Origin of the sequence: Spirosoma soli (assembly GCF_042684525.1) — a bacterium.
GTDB lineage: Bacteria > Bacteroidota > Bacteroidia > Cytophagales > Spirosomataceae > Spirosoma > Spirosoma soli.
Genome location: NZ_JBHULN010000001.1, coordinates 188,825 through 207,181, shown reverse-complemented (window position 1 = coordinate 207,181; position 18,357 = coordinate 188,825). Strand labels below are relative to the sequence as shown.

Below are 18,357 nucleotides of genomic sequence, written 5' to 3'. Positions count from 1 at the left end.
ATGAAGCCGCCTTGCCTAAGCCAATAAGCTTAAGTGCCAGACGTCATCAGTAATCGTAAGCGAATACGGTCAGTCGATCGATTTTGATCGCCCAACGTCACCCGCTGAATCAACGTCCGCAAGTCTGATTGACCAGCAGGGTTAGTCAGTAACAGGGGGCGGTTTGGTATCTCTCGCCTGATAATTTGACTGATGTATTTAGTTAAGTCGAATTTATAGGAATCACTCAGTTCCAGGGCATTGGGGTCGTAGCTATAAGCCGCAACGGCTGCCGAGCCGCCCGTTGCCGTGGCGGGTACAGACCCCAGGATCTCATTCTGACTGTTGGTAGTGTACAAGGCCAGCAGCGATGGGGGCGAAGTGTTATCGCTCAAGTTCCGGCGGATGGGTTCAATCACGAGAATCGCACTGTTTAAGCCCGCGAACTGCTCCGGCTTATCGAACTGGCCCAAGTAGGGTAGTTCAATACGCGTGCACAAAGAAGACCCCAGCGCCACAAACGTAGTGTGGTTGGTTGCCGTACTACTGATTTGGTCTGAGCGTTGCTGTAAAGCGTTAAGGCTGCCGTTACCTATGCTCCGCAGTTGACTGAAATGAGTACTTGTAATCGGAAAACGAACCGACAACGCCGTTCGATCCAGATCGGTGGTATGGTAGTATAACCGAAGCCCGGTTAGCGCCGATGTTGTTGAGAAGCCTGCAAACGAGTTGGCGGTTGACTTTCCAACAAAGGCAAATCCGGGCCAGAATTCGGAAAGGGTTGTGGCGTCGTTGATATCGCCACTGACCAGTTTAGCAAAGAACGACTGGGCTAAGTCATTGGCTATCGGGAAGCGAATCTGCCGGGTGCCACTGCCAGGATGAAGTACTACCGTTTTCGTAAGCAAAGGATTCGCTTCGTAAGGGGCCGTATTGGTGTTGTAATAGAGCTGACCCGTAGTTAGCGGAGTCTTCAGTCGGTATACCCCTAATTCGAATAAAGAGGCCGTGTCGCCATAGGCAAACGAATAGCCCAATTCGAGCACCAGCGAGTCGAGCCGTACGTCAGAGCGCGTGTTGTCTATTGTCTGGTCGAGGTCGTTCGTGACGTAGTCGACCGAGGTAAACCCCTGGGCTAGCAGCTGTCCTGTTTGGGCGTCGGTCCATTGGCCTACCAGAATACTGCTGTCAGCAGAGGTGACAAACGAGTCGGGTATGATAACGGTAGACGTTTGAATCGTCACCGAATCAATGGATTGAACCTGTAATTCATTCGGGTTAATGACCGACTGCCCAACGTCGAGGTCGCCCGACTGGCAAGCCGATATCACGATGCTGATTAATACGACCAGCAAGCCAATGCACCTGTATCTACCCATGTGAGGGGTGGTAAATGGTTAATAATTAAATGGACATAGCCCTACGGAGAGCTTCGTTAGGGAACAGTAACCCCCAGCTGGCGGAGTTCGGCGGGCGTTAAGGTTGGCAGGCCCTTCCCGCGCTGAAGCTTAAGAACAACCTGCTCGCCTACCTGCCGGGCTTGCTCTTCGGAGGCAAACCCTTTTGTTCCAGATTGGCCCGGTATGCGTTGCTGATAAATCCGTTCAATGCCGTTGTCCAGCACGGTGTACCCCCAGCCGTTTGGGGTCTGAAACACCTGAACCCGATAATGCGGTTGCTGTCGGTAGAGCTGATAAACGGTCACAATGGCTAAACCCACCAGAATGAGCAAAAGCAATTGCCGGGTCAGGTTCCGCCCCTGCGGTGACGAACCCGTAATTGGAGAACTAGCTTTAGTTGGCATCAGTATCCTGGGCAACGGTTGGATCGAACTCCCACAGATCATCGAAGCGGCCCGTGCCATTGCTGCCCGTGGTCACGTATCCCTTGCCAGCAATGGCGAAACCCAGGGCGTATTGTCGGGCGGCTCCTTCAAACGTGCCGAGTGTGGCCCAGGTATCGTCATCGGGGTTATACTGCCAGACCGTCGTGTTGGCATCACCAACCGTTACGTACCCACGCGAGTCAATGGCAAAACCTACGCCATAGCTTCGGGCAATGGCATTGTCGGTGCTAAAGGCGGTTTTTTCGATCCAGATATCCTGAGCCGGATCGTAAGCGTACCAATCTTTTTCGGCTGAGCCATTGTTGTTGCCCGTGCCAACATAGGCCTGGCCATTGATAACGAAGCTAACGGCGCCGATTCGCTTGGCACCACCGTAGCTGGCTGTTTTAACCCAGGTGTTCTGGGTGGGGTCATAGGCCCAGAAATCTTTGAGGTAATTACCGTCAAAGCCGGTGCCCACGTATCCCTTGTTGCCAATGGAAAAGGCTACGGCATTGCGTCGGCCTGTACCACCAAAATCGGCGATTTGTCGCCAGGTATTCGCGGTCGGATCAAATTCCCAGAAGTCTTTCAACCGGTCGCTGTTAGCATTTAACCCTGTGCCTACGTACCCTTTGTTGCCTACCGCGAAGCCCACGGCTGCATTCCGAGCTGTGCCAGCAAAGTCAGCAACCTGGGTCCAGGTATTGCGGGTCGGATCATAGGCCCAAAAATCATTTAATCGTTCATTATCGGCGTTAGTGCCTGTACCGATATAGGCGATGCTGCCGATAACGAATCCTGAGGCTGCGTTGCGGGCAACGCCTTCAAAATCGGAGCGCCGTCGCCAGTCACCCAGTGTCGAGGTATCTTCAGACTTGGAGCAGCCGATGAGCAGACCCGCCCAGCCAACGCAGAGCAGACCGAGTAGCCAGTTACCTTGTTTTCCAGACAGACGAGTACTCAGAACGCGAAATTGAGCTGACATAGATTTTTGAAAGAGCTGAAATGAAACACGAAGCATAATAATGGGAATGAGAGATGTGAGTGAATACGTTTGGTTTGCCGATTGAGCCACTTGCTTTGGTGACCCAATCCGCAAACCAGGGGTTGGTGGCCTGAGATGTTAAAAAACTTTAATTACCAGTGAAGTGTCTTCAGCGTCTTTACCATAAGGGCCCCGCCCGCTTTCCGTTGAATGGACGACCCCAGCGCTGTCAATGGATTTGAGTTTACAACGCCTTGCCGGGCTGGTGCCGACGTACCGGTGATCTGGCTGAGAGCTGTGCTTAATAAGGCTTCGCGCGTATCGCCCAGCGGCAAGAGATTGATCGGCTCTTCAACCTCGAAATTTGGCGCAAAGCCCATCGAATAATCGGACTGGCCGGCACTGTTGAACGATTTAAACACAATGGGCTGCATGCCCCACTTAATCACGCCCGTTTCATCGGTGATGGTGATGGAGCCGACGTTTTTGCCGTACGTGGTTGTGCCGATCGTGGTTACGGTCATGTATGGCCGGAGACCATTAATGATCAGTTCGCTGGCCGAAGCTGTGTAGTCGGTAGTCAGCACGAACACCCGCGAGAGGTTATTTCCAATGTTTTGCGCTTTATCGGCGAAATTCTGAATAAAGAAGCTATCGCCGTATTCCTGACGTAGCGACGGTGTAATGGTCGAATTCCACTCCTCCCGGAAGTAGAGTTTGCTGGAGTTGACACCCTTCCCGATCAGGCTGGCCAGGTTGGCCGATGAAGAGGTGTAGCCGCCCGGATTGTAGCGTAGGTCGAGCACTAACTCGTTTACCCCTTTCGCTTTGAAATTGCTGAAGATGGCATCAACCTGAGCATCATATTCATCGGCCTTGCTGCCGTTAGCACCGGGTACAAACTGATTGTAGACCAGATAACCAACCGTTTTACCACCAACTGTGTACACCGAGTCGAGGAATACGGGGTTTTCCTGGTAAACCGTTGCGGTAACGCTACGGGTCTGGTCGGTGTCTACTATGGTTTGGTTACTGACTGTGGCCAAACCAAAGGTATAATTAGTCGTTCCTGAATATAGCAGATCAGAGTAATTGGTTTTGGTAATCGCCTGGCCGTTGACTTTCGAGATGATGTCGCCCCGCATAAGACCGGCTTTTTCGGCCGGAGAGTTGGGTAATACGTAAAGCACCTGCGCAATGACGTCGTCGGAGCCCGACGAGCGCAGATACAGGGCGAATTCCATACCGGTTGTTGTAGTTTCGCCACTTAAGCTTGCTTCGAGGTCGTCGGCACTTGGCTCAATCCACGAGAAACGATCACCGGTGGGGTTCGTTGTGGCGTCGTATGTGTTAAGGATTGACTTAAAGAAATCGGATGGAGCCAACGTTTTATCCGGGTTAGCCGGAATCTTATCATTCCAGTAATACAAGTCCCGCATGTTGTCCAGAATCCAGTTGTTCACGGCCAGGTTATCGTTGGTGGCCTGCGGGGTAACGGCATCATCGGCTGCTTTATGGCAGCCGGAGAGTGAGACAATGAACCCGGCTAACAACAGCCATGTTAAGGAGGCACCAGCAATGCGTCCCTGCGCAGAATAGCCCCTAAGGGCATGGTTCATAACGTGTTTTTTCATGTTGGTCTGTACGACAAAGCGAGTGTAATGCTCTGTCTGCACACTGTTACGTTGCCGAAAAGTTGAGTGTTGCAGCTGCGTTACGACTTACTCCAGATTTAACGAGCATTTAATGACTTGTGCCGACGTAGGGGCCCAATGTGTAGACAGACAAGAAAACCGGGGCCAGGGGAAGGTGCTTAGGCCGTTTGTCGGCAGAAGGCGGCTCTGTGTCGGCAAAGTGCCTGGAATAACTTCAGATCAGCCGGATGGTGCGTACCTTGTGGTATTATGAATGTCCTGGAACGCTATCAACGCTGGCTGCACGTAATAGGCTGGGTCGTCTTCGTCAGCCTGCCCATGCTGACATTACCTGATTTTTTCAGAAACCGGCAGGATCTTATCAGTATTGGCGCATCGCAATTTATTTCGAGTGCGTTGATCATCGTGTGTTTTTATATCAACCTGAATTCGCTGACGCCTTCATTGCTTGAGGAGCAGCGTGTTCAGCGGTTTTGGCTGACGCTTCTTGGCATGCTAGTTAGCGTGGTACTGGTCCGAATGGCCTGTTACTACGCATTTCCCCCTTCTTTCAGGACGCATCCGTTGCCAAATGCCTTTCAGAATGGGATAAGACTGGGCCCACGTCGGCCCTGGCCAATGCTGGTTGGTTCATCGCTCTCGTTTGGGTTCGCCATGCTGGTTAGTTCCTTGATTGCGTTGTTCAAACACCACACCCGAAGTCAGGCAGTACAACAGCAAATGATCCTGGAAAAAGTCTCGGCCGAACTGGCCATGCTAAAGCTCCAGGTGAGTCCGCACTTTTTGTTTAACACCCTAAACAACATTCGTTGGCTGGCCCGTCAGAAATCAGAGCAGACCGAAGCCGCCGTTGTAACGCTGGCTCAGTTGCTGCGGTATATGATTTATCAGGCCCAGCAGGATAAAGTGCCGTTGCGGCAGGAGGTCGAACACCTGCGTCATTACATCGACCTCCAGAAAATGCGGCTTACGGATATCCACACGGTCACGTTCATCGTTGAAGGCGATGTCGACGCTTATCATATTGAGCCGTTGTTGTTTATCCCGTTTGTAGAAAATGCGTTTAAATATGGGCTGCATAGTCAACAAACAGGCCACATTAACATCTGGCTCGAGGTAACTCAGGATACACTGAAGTTTAGTGTCGAAAACCCGATCTCTACCTCGGGAGTACCAGCTGACATGGCTACGCAGGATAATCTGGCCAACGCTGATTCGGGTATTGGTATCCGCAACGTACAGAAGCGGTTAACTTTGCATTACCCAGATAAGCACGAGTTGAGTCTGACAGACAAGGACAATCGGTTTCGGGTCGTTTTAACGTTACACTTGCACCATGCCGAAATTGCGCTGCATCGCCATTGATGACGAGCCGTTTGCCCTGGAAATTCTCGCCGACGATATTCGGAAAGTCTCTTTTCTGGAACTGGTTGGTCAGTTTGCCAGTCCGCTCGACGCCTTGTCACTGTTACAGCAGGAGCCGATTGATCTGCTTTTTCTGGACATTCAGATGCCAACCTTAACCGGAGTGCAGTTCTTACGCACGCTGGTTGGGGGATCAATTAAAACGAGTGCCCGGCAATATCCGCCGATGGTGATCTTTACCACCGCCTACGAGCAGTATGCCCTGGAAGGCTACGAGCTTTCGGTGGTTGATTATTTACTTAAGCCGATTCCGTTCGAGCGATTTCTGAAGGCGGTTAATAAAGCGTATGACCTGTTCGCGCTTCGGCAAAGCTCAGCCGACCAAAGCAAAGTGGCCAGTCCGGTTCAGGAAACGACGGGTGCGGACGCTACGCTCGCAAACCTGAGCGAGCGGCCGGTCGACTTCTTCTTTATTTTCTCCGAATACCGCGAGATCAAGATTTTCCATAGCGAGGTCTTATACATAGAGGGGTTGAAAGACTACGTAAAAATCTACACCGTGCAGCAACCGGCGCCTTATTTAAGTCGACTGACACTGAAAGCCATAGAAGCCAAGCTACCTGCCGATGGGTTTTGTCGAGTGCATAAATCGTTTATCGTATCACTGGCCAAAATCAGTTCATTTCAACGTACCCGAGTGTTCATTGGCAAACAGGAAATTCCCGTGGGCAGTAATTACGTCGAAGAATTCGAGCAGAAGTACGGGGCAGAATGAACGCGGCCGCTAAGTATGAGTTAGCGGCCGCGCGGTTTTGTGTTGAAGTCAAAGATTGTCAAGAATGGTCAAACTCTAGACAATCATCAATAGAGAATAACTCCTGATCAACACGACTAGCGTGTGTAAAGGGCTCCTTTGGCAATGGTCGACTCGTACTCGTAATTGATGGTCTCCAGAAATTTGCCCGTTACCCAGCCAATGTCGGCATTCCGGATAAAGACAAACCGTTTTGGAACCGAGTCAGCGGAGTAGCTTTTCATGATTGATTCGAGCCACAACGCACCGGCAATAAGTTGTTTTTCATTGAGTGCCTGCTGCACAACATTCAGGTTTTTCTCTGCTTTGCCACGCACCGTCGGATCTTCGATGGCGGCCAGATTAGGGCGAGTTAGTGTTTTCAAGTCATCCATCGCCAGGCGCTTGAAGCGCTCAACATCATCCAGGGTGATGCCCACGGCTGTAATGTCGGATTTTTCGGGGTAAAGATAGGTCACCAATGCCCAGACAATATCACCGCTTACCCCCACCGTTCTGCGTTGTTGCAAACCTGTGTCATTGGCCTTCAGACGGGGCGTAACCGACGAATCGGCTATTGCTTTAACTACCCGCTGGGCCTCACGTTTGAAGGCATCCAGATTCATGGTTCCTTTATTGTCAATTTGGCTAACCAGTGTGTTTGTGCCGAACGGGAAGCTTATGTTATGAAATTTTTTGTTCGCGTCGAAATAGCCGCCAACTGTTTGATTACTGCCTAACTCAAGAGCCGACGTTGTTGGCCAAACCTTGCGGGGAATGGCGCCCACCGTAAACAACTCAGCCTGACGCGTAGTGCTCAACGTTGTGTCGATTTTCAGATTGCTGTTGGGCAGCACCTTCACCAGTTGATCGTATAGTTTCTTGCGGTCTTCCGGATTCTTAACTAATTGGTCCCGAACCTCCGAGCTGAGTACCACAAAGACCCGCTCATTAGGAATGTTATACTGCTGGATCGTATCCAGGCACGCTCTCAGAGCATCCTGACCACTCCGTAAAGCCCCCGATGCGTCGGCAAACAGCGTAACTGTTGGATTAGGTATGGTGATGGTTGATTTGATGTCTTTCTCGTAGAAATCCGTTTCATACTTTGTCTTAAGAATAGCCAGCTTAATATCCGAAGCACCGATCTGAATACCGGCGTACAGATTCTTACCCGAAATGTCCCGGATAACTTCGTTGACTCCCCAGGCGCTGGCCACGTATTTCAGTTTGGCGTACTGCTCACGTGCCTTCTCAAGGTAGCGTACCGATCGGGTGGGGTCTTGCAGGTCATTGTAGGAAAGACCTAGTAATTCATTCGTAACAGCCTCCCAATATAAGTTCTTGGCCTGCACCGTGGCGGGCAGGGCCCTCATAAGAAGTTTAACCGACTCATCGGACTTGTTCACTGCGCGGAGCGTATTGGCGAGCTTAATGTAACGAATAGCCTGGGTGATACTCTGGGCATTTTGAGCCCATACTGCCTTAGCCCCAAAACTTAGCAGGAGAAGCAGAATAAAGGAACGTTTCATAAATAAAGAGTTAGTTAATTAGTAATGATCAGCAGACTTACGATTTAATTCTCGTTCTAGATCACTTTCTTCCGTAGCATTCGGTAAAGACGCAGAAAGTTGTCGCTGACGGGGTTCAGTCTGCTCAGTTTTCTGGAATGTATTGGATGGATACGTACTCGACGATTGAACGGCACCTTCAGTGGATTTTTCCGCTTTCGTGGAAGACTCGTTCTTGCTGAATAGCTGTTTTTGGGCTAGCTCCTTTGGTGCTGATTTCACCTTCTTAGCAGTTAGAGCAGCGGTGCGCTTTGCTACAGTCTGATTAGCTGATGACTCTATTGCCTTAGCGCCGGCTGAACCAGGTTCAGCCGTTGAGCGGGCTGTCAACGACGACTCTGCCTGGGGCGCACTCTCATTTACCTGAGCCATGGTCTGGCATAGGCTGGGAGCCAGGGTACACCGGTTCAAATACGACACATAAGCTAAGCCGCAGAATAGGAGCGATGCCAGCAAACCAAGGCGCGATTTTCTTGATAAACTTTCTGACGGTCTGGTTGCACCTCTGGCCTGAATGATTGGTCTCAGATCAGGGGCTTTTAAGAGTATTGCCCCGCTCTGGCCGGTTAGCGTAACCGTTTGCGTGTCATAGGGTGTCTCTAGCGTAAGCTGCCCAACGTGTACTCCAGTCTTGTTTGGTGCGTAACGTACGTGCACATATGAACCCGTTGGCGATGGCGTAAATGTCAGATGCGGCAAAAAGACAGGCCGACTGTCGCAGGCTAGCTGAAAATGTTCGGGGGCGTCGGTGGTGATCGTCACCGGCGTAACAGCTGCTTGTTGCAATACCGTCAATACCGCAAACTGTTGTTTGCCAGGCTGGGTTTTGGCGAACGTTACTGCCGAATGACTGATCGCTAAAGTTGGGTATTGCGCTTGCGTAGCCAAGGCAGTTGTTGTCTTGGCAGGCGTGTGCTGACTAATAACAATAGCCTTAATTGGCTTACCCTCGGCAAACTGAGTGACCGACTCATTTTTAGGGGGCTGGCGATCTGATGATATTCCCTGGTGCTGAACGAACTGAGCATCGGGCGCACCGGGGTTTGCTCCTTCACCATTAGGTACTGGCGATTGAAGGCCCGACGTATCGTCCTCCGCTCGCCGGTCAGCTTGTGGGGGTGTCTCTAAGCCCGAAAATTTGGCTGGTGAGATGTGCATTTCAGTCGTTCGTTGAGTAGTCATACATGTGTATCCGTTAATGGGTATATTGCTCTAAATGAAGCGAATAGGAAGATTTTTATATTAAACGTAACGATTTGTGTACCCATTCTATAAGTTATATATACCGGTAAATAAGATCTGTTCTGGTCCTATAGCTCTATACTGCTCAGTATAAAGGAAAGTTAGCTTTAACGGCTTAAAAGTAAGGTAACGGGGAGTGACTCAAGGCGTAACTTTTCATCCAATAGTCAGTAGATTTAGGTATAGAGTCGGAGCCATAGGGTCCAATTCTTGCTATGTATTAATCATATTATCTCTATATGACTACTATTAATTTGCCAGGTCACCGATATCCAGTATTAATTAATTCGGTTATGTGGCTGGAAGGAGAAGCTAATTATACCCGAGTGCATTATCAAGACGGTTCGTTTACCATGGTGACTCAACCACTTCAATGGTTTGAACGTCAGTTTAATTTTATACGAGTACATAAATCAGCAATTGTTAACCCTACATACATCCGCGAATTCAAGCAAAAAAAGAGTCGGGTAGGCTGGGTTCAGCTACTCAATGGAATGGTTTTGCCCGTATCCCGTAGCCGCCTTGAGCACACGGCAATCCAGCTTGAACAGAGCACTAATCTTTAAGCAGTACCTTATTTATCAGACACTATATCCGGCCTACCTATTAATTGGACTTTAATCATGCCAAGACTTGTCGTCAACGTGCTACTTGCTTGTCAGTTAAGTATTTCAGTCAATTCGCGTATATAATAAAGCGCATTTCTTCTTTATTATATACTATGTATACGGAACTTAGCTAGTTTTCTGCTTAAAGAGTAGGTTTGTCTATCGACATTCAGTACGTTTGACAGAAGGCCATGCCACCCGCAGGCCAGGTATTGTTTGGCTGATGGTCGGGTTCCGTTTAACTGATCCTGTGCTGAACTACTTGCTTATCCAAGAGGCTTTTCGCCCAGGTAGTCGTCTCCTGTAATACGATCCAGTTAATCAATGATACTAATCACTCCACTATTTTAACTGCTCAACTATGAACGCACCTATAGTTTTATTTGCCTACAAACGCCCTGCTGAACTGAAGGCAACGCTACAAGCCCTGCAGGCTAATTACTTAGCGCCCGAAAGCGATCTGTATATTTTTGTTGATGCTCCTAAACGTGCTCAGGATGCCCCTAAAGTAGCTGAGGTTCATGAGCTGCTCGATAAGGTTACCGGATTCCGGAGCATCTACCGCGATTATGCTAAAACCAACATCGGTTGCGCGGACTCTATTATCCGGGGAATTTCGTACGTGCTGGACCGTCATCCATCGGCTATCATTGTGGAAGACGATCTGATAACGACGCCGAATTTTCTGGACTACATGAATCAGTGCTTACAGCAGTACGAAGGCAACAAGAACGTTTACTCCATTGCGGGCTATACGTTTCCGTTTGAACGACCGGCCGGCTACAAGTTCGATTCGTATTTTATACCCCGTCACAGTCCGTGGGGTTGGGCTACCTGGACTGATCGTTGGCAGTCGATTGATTGGGCAATGACAGATTACGACTCGTTTATCAGAGATAGCCGCCAGCAGAAAGCCTTTATGCAGGGTGGTTCGGACCTGGTAGGTATGCTACGTGATCAGATGGAGGGGCGGGCCGATGCCTGGGACATCCGGTTCTGCTACAATCGCTTCAGAGCCAACGGAATCACCGTTTATCCCACTCAGTCGAAGGTAGAGAACATCGGATTTGGTCAGGAGGCTACGCACACGAATATCTTTAACCGCTACAAAACTCAGCTGGACAATGGAACGCAACGGGTATTTCAGCTCTCCGACGTAGTTGAGACAACTGACTATTACCAGCGGCAAACCCTACGGCGCTACAGCGTTCCTGTGCGCATCTATAACAAACTTAAAACGTATGCCGGTATGCGCTAATAGCAACTCTGTACAGGTTACAGAGATCTGTGGCCGGTAAGTAGTGGAAATAAACGAACATACTGATGTCTCCTTAAGGCGCTATCAAAGTAATCTATCATTAAACTTATTCAACTTGTTATGAAATTTTCAATCATGCTTCGTATTAGCTCATTGTTGTCTATTCTATATATAGCTACTTTTTGTAAGCCAAACGATCCAGAACCTTTTGTCGCTGTTGAGCGCGAAGACGCGAAAACAATTGCCGAAACCCGACAATACAACGAACACCAGGTTCCAACTAGCATTCGCATCACTGACCCAGGTATGGAAGGTGTTTTTAAGCTCGATGCCGGAGACCGAACCACGCCCGACAACATGGGAACGGTGCTGGTAACGGTGAACGGCGCCCGCTATAAGCGAGCGTTTACGGGCCCTGGTATAGCCACTTGGTTTGGCGTAACAACGTCCGACGATGACATCGGTCCCGAGCTGCAAAACGCGGTGAACGCTGTTGATAATCTGGTGATTCCGGATGGTTCATACACGCAGCAAACTACAGTTCGGCTCAGAAGCGAGATGACGCTGCAGGGTAATGCCGGAAAGGTCATGATCACATTGCCGAAAACCTATGTGTCACTGGCCAATGCGATTGATGCCTCGATTCCGCTGAAAAACGTAGTGATCGATGGCTTGTCGTGGACGGTTACTACCACAGAAACGGGTACGAATAAATTCGGCACGATTTACATCGATAGTCCTTCGGTAACCAACCTGACCGTTCAGAACTGTAGTAGCAGTGATGTGGCAGCAAGAGATAGCACCAACTGGTTCACGCTAAAAATTCCTGCGGGAAAAACAGCCGATAACATCATTGTCCGGAACAACTCTGTACAAGCCAAGCGAATGGCCTGTGAAATCTTTAATCACGACAACCCCAGTATCTACGCTGGAAAGAATATTCAGGTTAGTGGCAATTTCTTTCACGACAGCTGGTTTGGCATCTCTTTATCGGGGCCCCTGGAAAACCTGACAGTAGACAATAACCATATTAAGGATTGTCGCCATTTTGGTATTGAAATCGCCGGAGCGGCCCGGGGTGTTAAGATCACTAACAATAAATTTGAAGGCGTATTCGACAAGTTTCTCGAAGGATCTAACGATGGTGGTGGTAATGGCAGCCTGGTTGGCGGCATGGAGATCACGGGTAACTCGACGATTGGAACCTGTACGGGGGGCATACAGCTCTTCAACGGTGGAGCCGTTACGTTCGCGAAAAACAACTTTGCCATGACGGGTATGCTGGAGCTGTTCTCATCGACCAAGGGCGGAACATTTTCAGAAAACGTTATCGAAAGCTCGGCCAACAAAGCCGTCATTTGCGATAACTCTGCTGACCATACGTTTACTGGTAATACCATTTCTAACAAGAACAGCTCCGTCAACCAAGCCACGTTTATGTCTTACGGAAGTAAGGCGGTCAACAATACGCTGACTAACAACAAGATCTTTAAAGGCAGAGGTGGGAAATATTATGACGGTGTAGAAGGAGGAACCTATAAGGCGACTATGAATTACGACGAAAGTGGCAACCCCCTTCCGTAGTTGAATGATATAAAAGACGAACGAACATCAGCTGGTTTGTAACAGCCAGATTTTCTCGACCAGAATTTTATAGAACACCCCGGCAAACTCATCTGGCTTGAGTTTGCCGGGGTGTTCTGTTTCTGAACGACATAAGGCTCAAGCAACAAAGGCTAGACAGGTTTAGAACAGCCTTTATGTACCTGTTTGACTTGGCGAAAAACAAGACCTTATAGCTAGTTTTTGTCAATGTAAACCTATTGCCTATACAGGCTTTAATGGCTATTTTATATTAATAATATTTCATATCGGTAAATTAAAATTTACATAAAATTTATTTCATATATAAAATATTTAGCTAACGGTTATTAAGTTTGTGTGTACGTGATACATGTCATCCAGAGGTTAACTACTCTGGGTAATGCGTGAATTAGTACAGGTATCTCCGTAACTTGAACTTACTACTTGCATGTTCTTTGCCAATAAGCAGGGACAGAACCTGCCTAGGATTGGGTTGTACACGTATAGCCCGATATCAAGCATTGGCTACTGGTTAGCCAATATTTTGTTGGTTACTGCCTTAGCCCCCGCCCTGGGGCAAACAACATACTACGTTGCCAGCTCGGGTAATGACGCTAATAACGGGCAATCCATAAACACGCCATTTCAAACAATAACTAAAGTCAATAGCCTCCCATTACAGGCGGGGGATGCTGTCTTATTTCGTCGTGGCGATACGTTCCGGGGTACACTAACGATACGGCAGTCTGGTGTAGCGGGCAAACCGATCGTGGTCGATGCTTATGGTAGTGGTAACAAACCTATAATTGCCGGATCGGCGGTTCTAACGAACTGGATGAACGTAGGCGGTAACATCTGGCAGGCGCCCTGTGCCGCTTGTGGTAATCAGATAACGGGTATATACCGTAACAACTTTCCTTTACCGCTCGGACGCTATCCAAACTTAAATGCCGCCAATAAGGGGTATTTAACCATAGAATCGCATTCGGGCAAAACGCAGCTAACCAGCCGGGAACCGCTTACGACAAACTGGACAGGGGGCGAAGCCGTTGTCCGCCCCGTTCAGTGGATTCTCGACCGGGCCATCATCTCTCAGCAAAGCGGGAATACACTCACACTCGTTAATAACTCGGGCTATAATCTGACCGATGGCTGGGGCTATTTTATTCAGAACCACCCCGCCACCCTCGACCAGACTGACGAGTGGTATTATGACCCAACTGCCAAAACCGTTCGGCTTTATTACGACCGGGGTAACCCAAACGACCAGGCGATTACAGCCACCGCTTTCGACATGGCTGTGAGCGTAGTAAACGCCAAATACGTTACCATCCGGAATCTTCAGATTACCCAGGCCCGCAGCACCGGTTTATATGCGTCCAACACGTCGGACCTGATTTTGAGCAATAATGATATTACCAACGTTGGCGAAGATGCAGTAACAATTGACGGAACGGGGGCGAATCTGGGCATTGAAAACAATCTTATCAACCGCGCTAATAACAACGGTTTGGTTATCCGGCAGTACACAAACGTTACCGTTCGGGGTAACGCTATTCGACGGGTTGGGCTGGTACCGGGGCGCAGTAAAAGTGGTGACGGGCAAGCCTTAGGGCTTCATTCGGCGGGTACTGGCGGCATACTAATAGAAGATAACGTACTGGACAGCCTAGGGTACAACGGAATCGTCTTCACTAACAACGCAATCATTCGTCGTAATACGATCTCGTCGTTTTGTCTGACCAAAAGTGATGGGGGAGGCATCTATACCTGGAACGGTAACAAACAGGGAATGAGTAACGTCAGTATTCAGGCGAACATCATATACAATGGGGTTGGGGCTCCCGAAGGGGCACCCAACGGCGCTTATTCTGGCGCTAATGGTATTTATATGGACGATTGTGCCCAGAACGTAGATCTTAGCAGCAATACTGTGTTCGACTGCTCGGGATTGGGCATTTACCTGCACGCTACCAACAACATCACTGTAACGAATAACACCAGCTTTAACAACCGGGAAAGCCAGTTTACAATCTCACATAACAACGGGGCGTGCCCTGCTCGCAATAACCTGGTGCAGAACAACCTATTTGTCGGGAAGTCGCAGCATCAACTGGTCGCTAACTACGAGTCGACAAGTAATGACCTGGTTAGTTATGGCACCTTTGACAAGAACGTGTATGCCCGGCCATTCGATGATTTGTTTAAGATCAGGGCTGTTAGCAACAACGGTAACGGCATTGTAGGTAGTGACCTGACACTGAGCGAATGGCGCAGTCGGTTTCAGCAGGACCCCGACTCGAAGGATAGCCCTGTATCTTATAAAGGATATGTCATTAAAAGTTTGAGTAATACGTACCGGCTCAACAACAAATTTGCGAGTACAAACGAAGGCTGGTCAACCTGGGGGCCGTATGGCAATGGTCAGGCCGTGTTCGACAATACAAACAGGCTGGACGACGGAAGCTTACGGGTCAGTTTTCCCAACTCCTCGGGTAAGTCAGATTCGTACATGATCGTCACCAACGGGGTTGGAACCGTTGGCAAAGCGAAAAGCTATCTGCTTCGGTTCGATGCCATCGCATCGGCAGAAGGAAAGAAAGTACAGGTGTTCCTTCGGCAGCAGGACGGCCCCTATTATGACGTAAGCAATCGGTCGACTATTCTGGCGACAACCGTCCGTAAGAGTTATGAGGTGGCATTTACGGCAACGGCGGACGAAGCGAAAACCATTGTAGTGTTTCAGGTAACGGAAGACGGCCAGACCGTGTGGCTGGATAACATCCGTTTGCAGGAGGGAGTCGTGGCCGCAGTTAACCCGAGTGACTCCATCCGGCTGGTGTACAACCCCACACGGCGGGATAGTGTCATCTCATTGGAAACCACTTACCAGGACGTACGGTATAATCAGTACAGAAACCAGATAAAGCTGGCCCCATTTACGTCCCTGGTTTTATTCAAAACTACGTCTTCGGTCACTACTGAATCGGCCGACCTCACACTGTCTATGCAGATAGATAAACGATGCCTTGCCGTCGGTAATCTCGCCTGGGTTTCGGTTCGTTTGCGAAATAGAGCCAGTACCAAGGCTGATGCTGCAGTTCAGGCTCAGTGGAGCTGTCAATTGCCACCCAATTTACAAGTAGTGCAAAGCAACGGACTGCGCTACTCGAACGGTACGTTGACCGGAAATGTGCAAAGTCTGCGACTACTGGCCGATACTACGTTTTTGTTTCAGGTTAAACCAGTGGTGGCTGGTTTATATCGCCTTTCGGCCCAAGTGACAGCGGCTTCCCTACCAGACCCTAACAGTACACCTGACTCCGGAACAGCAGATGGCGAAGATGATTCGGCAATGATCGACTTTCGGGTTGGAGAACCAACGGAAGCCGTATTTACTTCACCTAACCCCAACCAGCGCGCTCTGCCGGCGGTAGTATCGGCCCAGCCGTTGCCCGACGCCAACACCGCTGACTTATGCTTACGTATGGACATAAGCGGTCGAGTTGTGGCCATCAACGAACTTGTCACCTGCACTATTACGATAAGCAACAATGGTGGGGCTGCTGCGAATACTGTACAAGTACAGAATCTACTTCCCGACGGATTAGAATTTGCCAGCGGAGAAACCTGGACGAGTAGTGGTAAAATACTTAGTTGCAACTTAGGAATAATTGCCGCTGGGCAGACCGCCAGCAGATCATTCAGAGCCCGTGTTACCAGCAAAGGTGCTTTATTAAATCAGGCTCAGATTAGCCTGTGTAGTACAACAGATTGCGACTCAAGCCCAGGAAATGGCTTCAATAAGGGAGAAGATGACCAGGCACAAATAGACATACTAGTAAAATAAACCGTATATAGGACAATATTACGACAATTTGCCTACCCATGTAACTACCTGTTCCGTCATGATTACACAAGTCTTTTTCCTAACGGAAGAGTTAATGTTACTAAAAATTATTATTTGTTAAATTTTATAAGTTTATATGGCTGTTTATATTTAATATATGCCTTATATAGTAATAAATTTTCATAAGTTTCTCAAAGATAGATTGCTAAAATATATTTGTATTAACATTGCCAAAAATATGACTTTTTTAATTACCTATCTAAAGCGGCTAGTAATTGTATGAGTTGGTATTTATAAGTATAATTAAAAACAAGACTCTAAAAATACAACATAATTATTTACATATTGATAAAAAGGTAAACTTATAGTTATAGCATTTAATAAAATAATAAATACCTAGTGTGAGTTAGTTAAAAGGCCTTGTGAGGCTAAAAATAGCATAGGTTGCTTATCAGATAGCAATTTACATACCTTTCAGACATGATACTATTGCGGGTGTTAAAAAGGAAAGCTTTTTAACGTTTGCAATGTCCCCGTAGCTTCAAAGATACAGAATCGGTCAACCACCAGCCGACCTAGAGTAAGTAAAATTACTCTCAATATACTAGATACGTAGGTGTCTAGGCTACTTAACCAACCTGACGTAATAAACGGAGGTGTTTAATATAACTATCCGTCTGGCGACAGTACCAGTGGTCAAACTTATTGCATAATACCGATTAACTGAGTAGAAAATACGGGTACGCGGTCGACTATGTCTATATGTACACATCCGTATCAGGTGTGGTCAAGATTGTACCATTTATCGAGTACACATACAGCAGTAAAAATGACGAATGACAAGACAAATGAACGCGCAATATTCTGGTTTACATTCCTGGCAATTGCAATTTGGGCGGCTTCTCTAGAAGGCTGTACATCAGCAAAGCGATTAGTATATTTTCAGGGAACGACTGCCAGAGAAGACACCGTTGCCATTCCTCAACCATTCATCCCAACTATTAAGAAAGGCGATATCCTTTCGGTACAAGTAAGCAGCTTAAACCCGGAAGCGTCCGGTTTTTTCAATCCGGTATCAATGGCCGATAACAATTCGGCAGCAAATGTAAATAACCCGTTGGCCCGAACATCCGGCTATCTGGTAGCCGACGATGGAACAATCAAGCTGCCGCTTGTTGGGCAACTGGCTGTAGAAGGGTTAACGAATGCAAAGGCTAGCGAACTGATCAGTAGTAAGCTAAAAGTGTTTCTAAAGGAGCCAACGGTTAATGTGCGAAACATGAATTTCAGAATTTCAGTACTGGGTGAAGTTGCTCATCCCGCGATGTTTACGATACCCAACGAACGGGTTACCATTCCGGAGGCATTAGGGCTCGCAGGCGATTTAACGATCTATGGTCGACGTGACAATGTGCTTGTGATTCGGGAAGAGGGCGACAAACGAATTTTTGCCCGCATTGATATGACAAAGCGCGATGCCTTCCGGTCGCCGTACTACTCGCTTCATCCCAACGACGTTCTCTATGTTGAACCGGGTAAAGCACGAGTGACCAGTGTCGACAGAGCGTATCAGCTGGCGCCTATTGTCACCGGAATTTTATCGCTTATCGCCATCATCGCAACGCGTCGCTAAAAAAAC

General features: G+C 48.5%; 13 protein-coding genes. 7 read left to right on the top strand and 6 right to left on the bottom strand.

What is annotated here, in order from left to right; translation table 11 throughout:
• Positions 1-29: 29 nt before the first annotated feature.
• The 4 genes from ACFSUS_RS00810 to ACFSUS_RS00795 all read right to left on the bottom strand — a co-directional run bounded on the left by ACFSUS_RS00810 (position 30) and on the right by ACFSUS_RS00795 (position 4,426).
• Entirely contained in the window at positions 30-1,358 is a 1,329-nt protein-coding gene (locus ACFSUS_RS00810; RefSeq protein WP_381517713.1) for a DUF4270 family protein, read from the bottom strand.
• A gap of 56 nt (positions 1,359-1,414) precedes the next feature.
• Entirely contained in the window at positions 1,415-1,783 is a 369-nt protein-coding gene (locus ACFSUS_RS00805; protein WP_381517710.1) for a DUF4907 domain-containing protein, read from the bottom strand.
• Entirely contained in the window at positions 1,773-2,792 is a 1,020-nt protein-coding gene (locus ACFSUS_RS00800; RefSeq protein WP_381517707.1) for a Kelch repeat-containing protein, read from the bottom strand. Before ACFSUS_RS00800 ends, ACFSUS_RS00805 begins: the two co-directional genes overlap by 11 nt.
• Positions 2,793-2,944: 152 nt before the next feature.
• Positions 2,945-4,426, bottom strand: coding sequence for a S41 family peptidase (locus tag ACFSUS_RS00795; RefSeq protein ID WP_381517704.1), 1,482 nt, complete (start codon positions 4,424-4,426; stop codon positions 2,945-2,947).
• 270 nt (positions 4,427-4,696) lie between these two features.
• Here ACFSUS_RS00795 and ACFSUS_RS00790 point away from each other — a divergent pair, with 270 nt between their 5' ends.
• Both ACFSUS_RS00790 and ACFSUS_RS00785 read left to right on the top strand, forming a co-directional pair.
• On the top strand, positions 4,697-5,812 hold the full coding sequence (locus tag ACFSUS_RS00790; protein ID WP_381517702.1) for a sensor histidine kinase: 1,116 nt from the start codon (positions 4,697-4,699) through the stop codon (positions 5,810-5,812).
• Positions 5,784-6,587 (top strand): LytR/AlgR family response regulator transcription factor, encoded by an 804-nt coding sequence (locus tag ACFSUS_RS00785; RefSeq protein WP_381517699.1) that lies wholly within the window; start codon positions 5,784-5,786, stop codon positions 6,585-6,587. The genes ACFSUS_RS00790 and ACFSUS_RS00785 overlap by 29 nt, the downstream gene beginning before the upstream one ends.
• Before the next feature lie 116 nt (positions 6,588-6,703).
• Here ACFSUS_RS00785 and ACFSUS_RS00780 read toward each other — a convergent pair whose 3' ends face one another.
• Both ACFSUS_RS00780 and ACFSUS_RS00775 read right to left on the bottom strand, forming a co-directional pair.
• Positions 6,704-8,137, bottom strand: coding sequence for a tetratricopeptide repeat protein (locus tag ACFSUS_RS00780; protein WP_381517698.1), 1,434 nt, complete (start codon positions 8,135-8,137; stop codon positions 6,704-6,706).
• 18 nt (positions 8,138-8,155) lie between these two features.
• A complete protein-coding gene (locus ACFSUS_RS00775) occupies positions 8,156-9,358 on the bottom strand; it encodes a hypothetical protein (RefSeq protein WP_381517695.1) in 1,203 nt (400 codons plus the stop codon).
• A gap of 299 nt (positions 9,359-9,657) precedes the next feature.
• On the opposite strand from ACFSUS_RS00775, the gene ACFSUS_RS00770 reads away from it, so the two are divergent.
• The 5 genes from ACFSUS_RS00770 to ACFSUS_RS00750 all read left to right on the top strand — a co-directional run bounded on the left by ACFSUS_RS00770 (position 9,658) and on the right by ACFSUS_RS00750 (position 18,351).
• Positions 9,658-9,984: a LytR/AlgR family response regulator transcription factor gene (locus ACFSUS_RS00770; RefSeq protein ID WP_381517693.1), complete on the top strand. Its 327-nt coding sequence runs from the start codon at positions 9,658-9,660 to the stop codon at positions 9,982-9,984.
• A 403-nt stretch (positions 9,985-10,387) separates the two neighbouring features.
• Positions 10,388-11,284, top strand: coding sequence for a glycosyltransferase family protein (locus ACFSUS_RS00765; protein ID WP_381517690.1), 897 nt, complete (start codon positions 10,388-10,390; stop codon positions 11,282-11,284).
• A gap of 120 nt (positions 11,285-11,404) precedes the next feature.
• On the top strand, positions 11,405-12,868 hold the full coding sequence (locus ACFSUS_RS00760; RefSeq protein ID WP_381517687.1) for a right-handed parallel beta-helix repeat-containing protein: 1,464 nt from the start codon (positions 11,405-11,407) through the stop codon (positions 12,866-12,868).
• Positions 12,869-13,316: 448 nt separating this feature from the next.
• Positions 13,317-16,718, top strand: coding sequence for a right-handed parallel beta-helix repeat-containing protein (locus ACFSUS_RS00755; protein WP_381517684.1), 3,402 nt, complete (start codon positions 13,317-13,319; stop codon positions 16,716-16,718).
• A gap of 829 nt (positions 16,719-17,547) precedes the next feature.
• Positions 17,548-18,351, top strand: a complete 804-nt coding sequence (locus ACFSUS_RS00750) for a polysaccharide biosynthesis/export family protein (RefSeq protein WP_381517682.1) — start codon at positions 17,548-17,550, stop codon at positions 18,349-18,351.
• Positions 18,352-18,357: the final 6 nt, after the last annotated feature.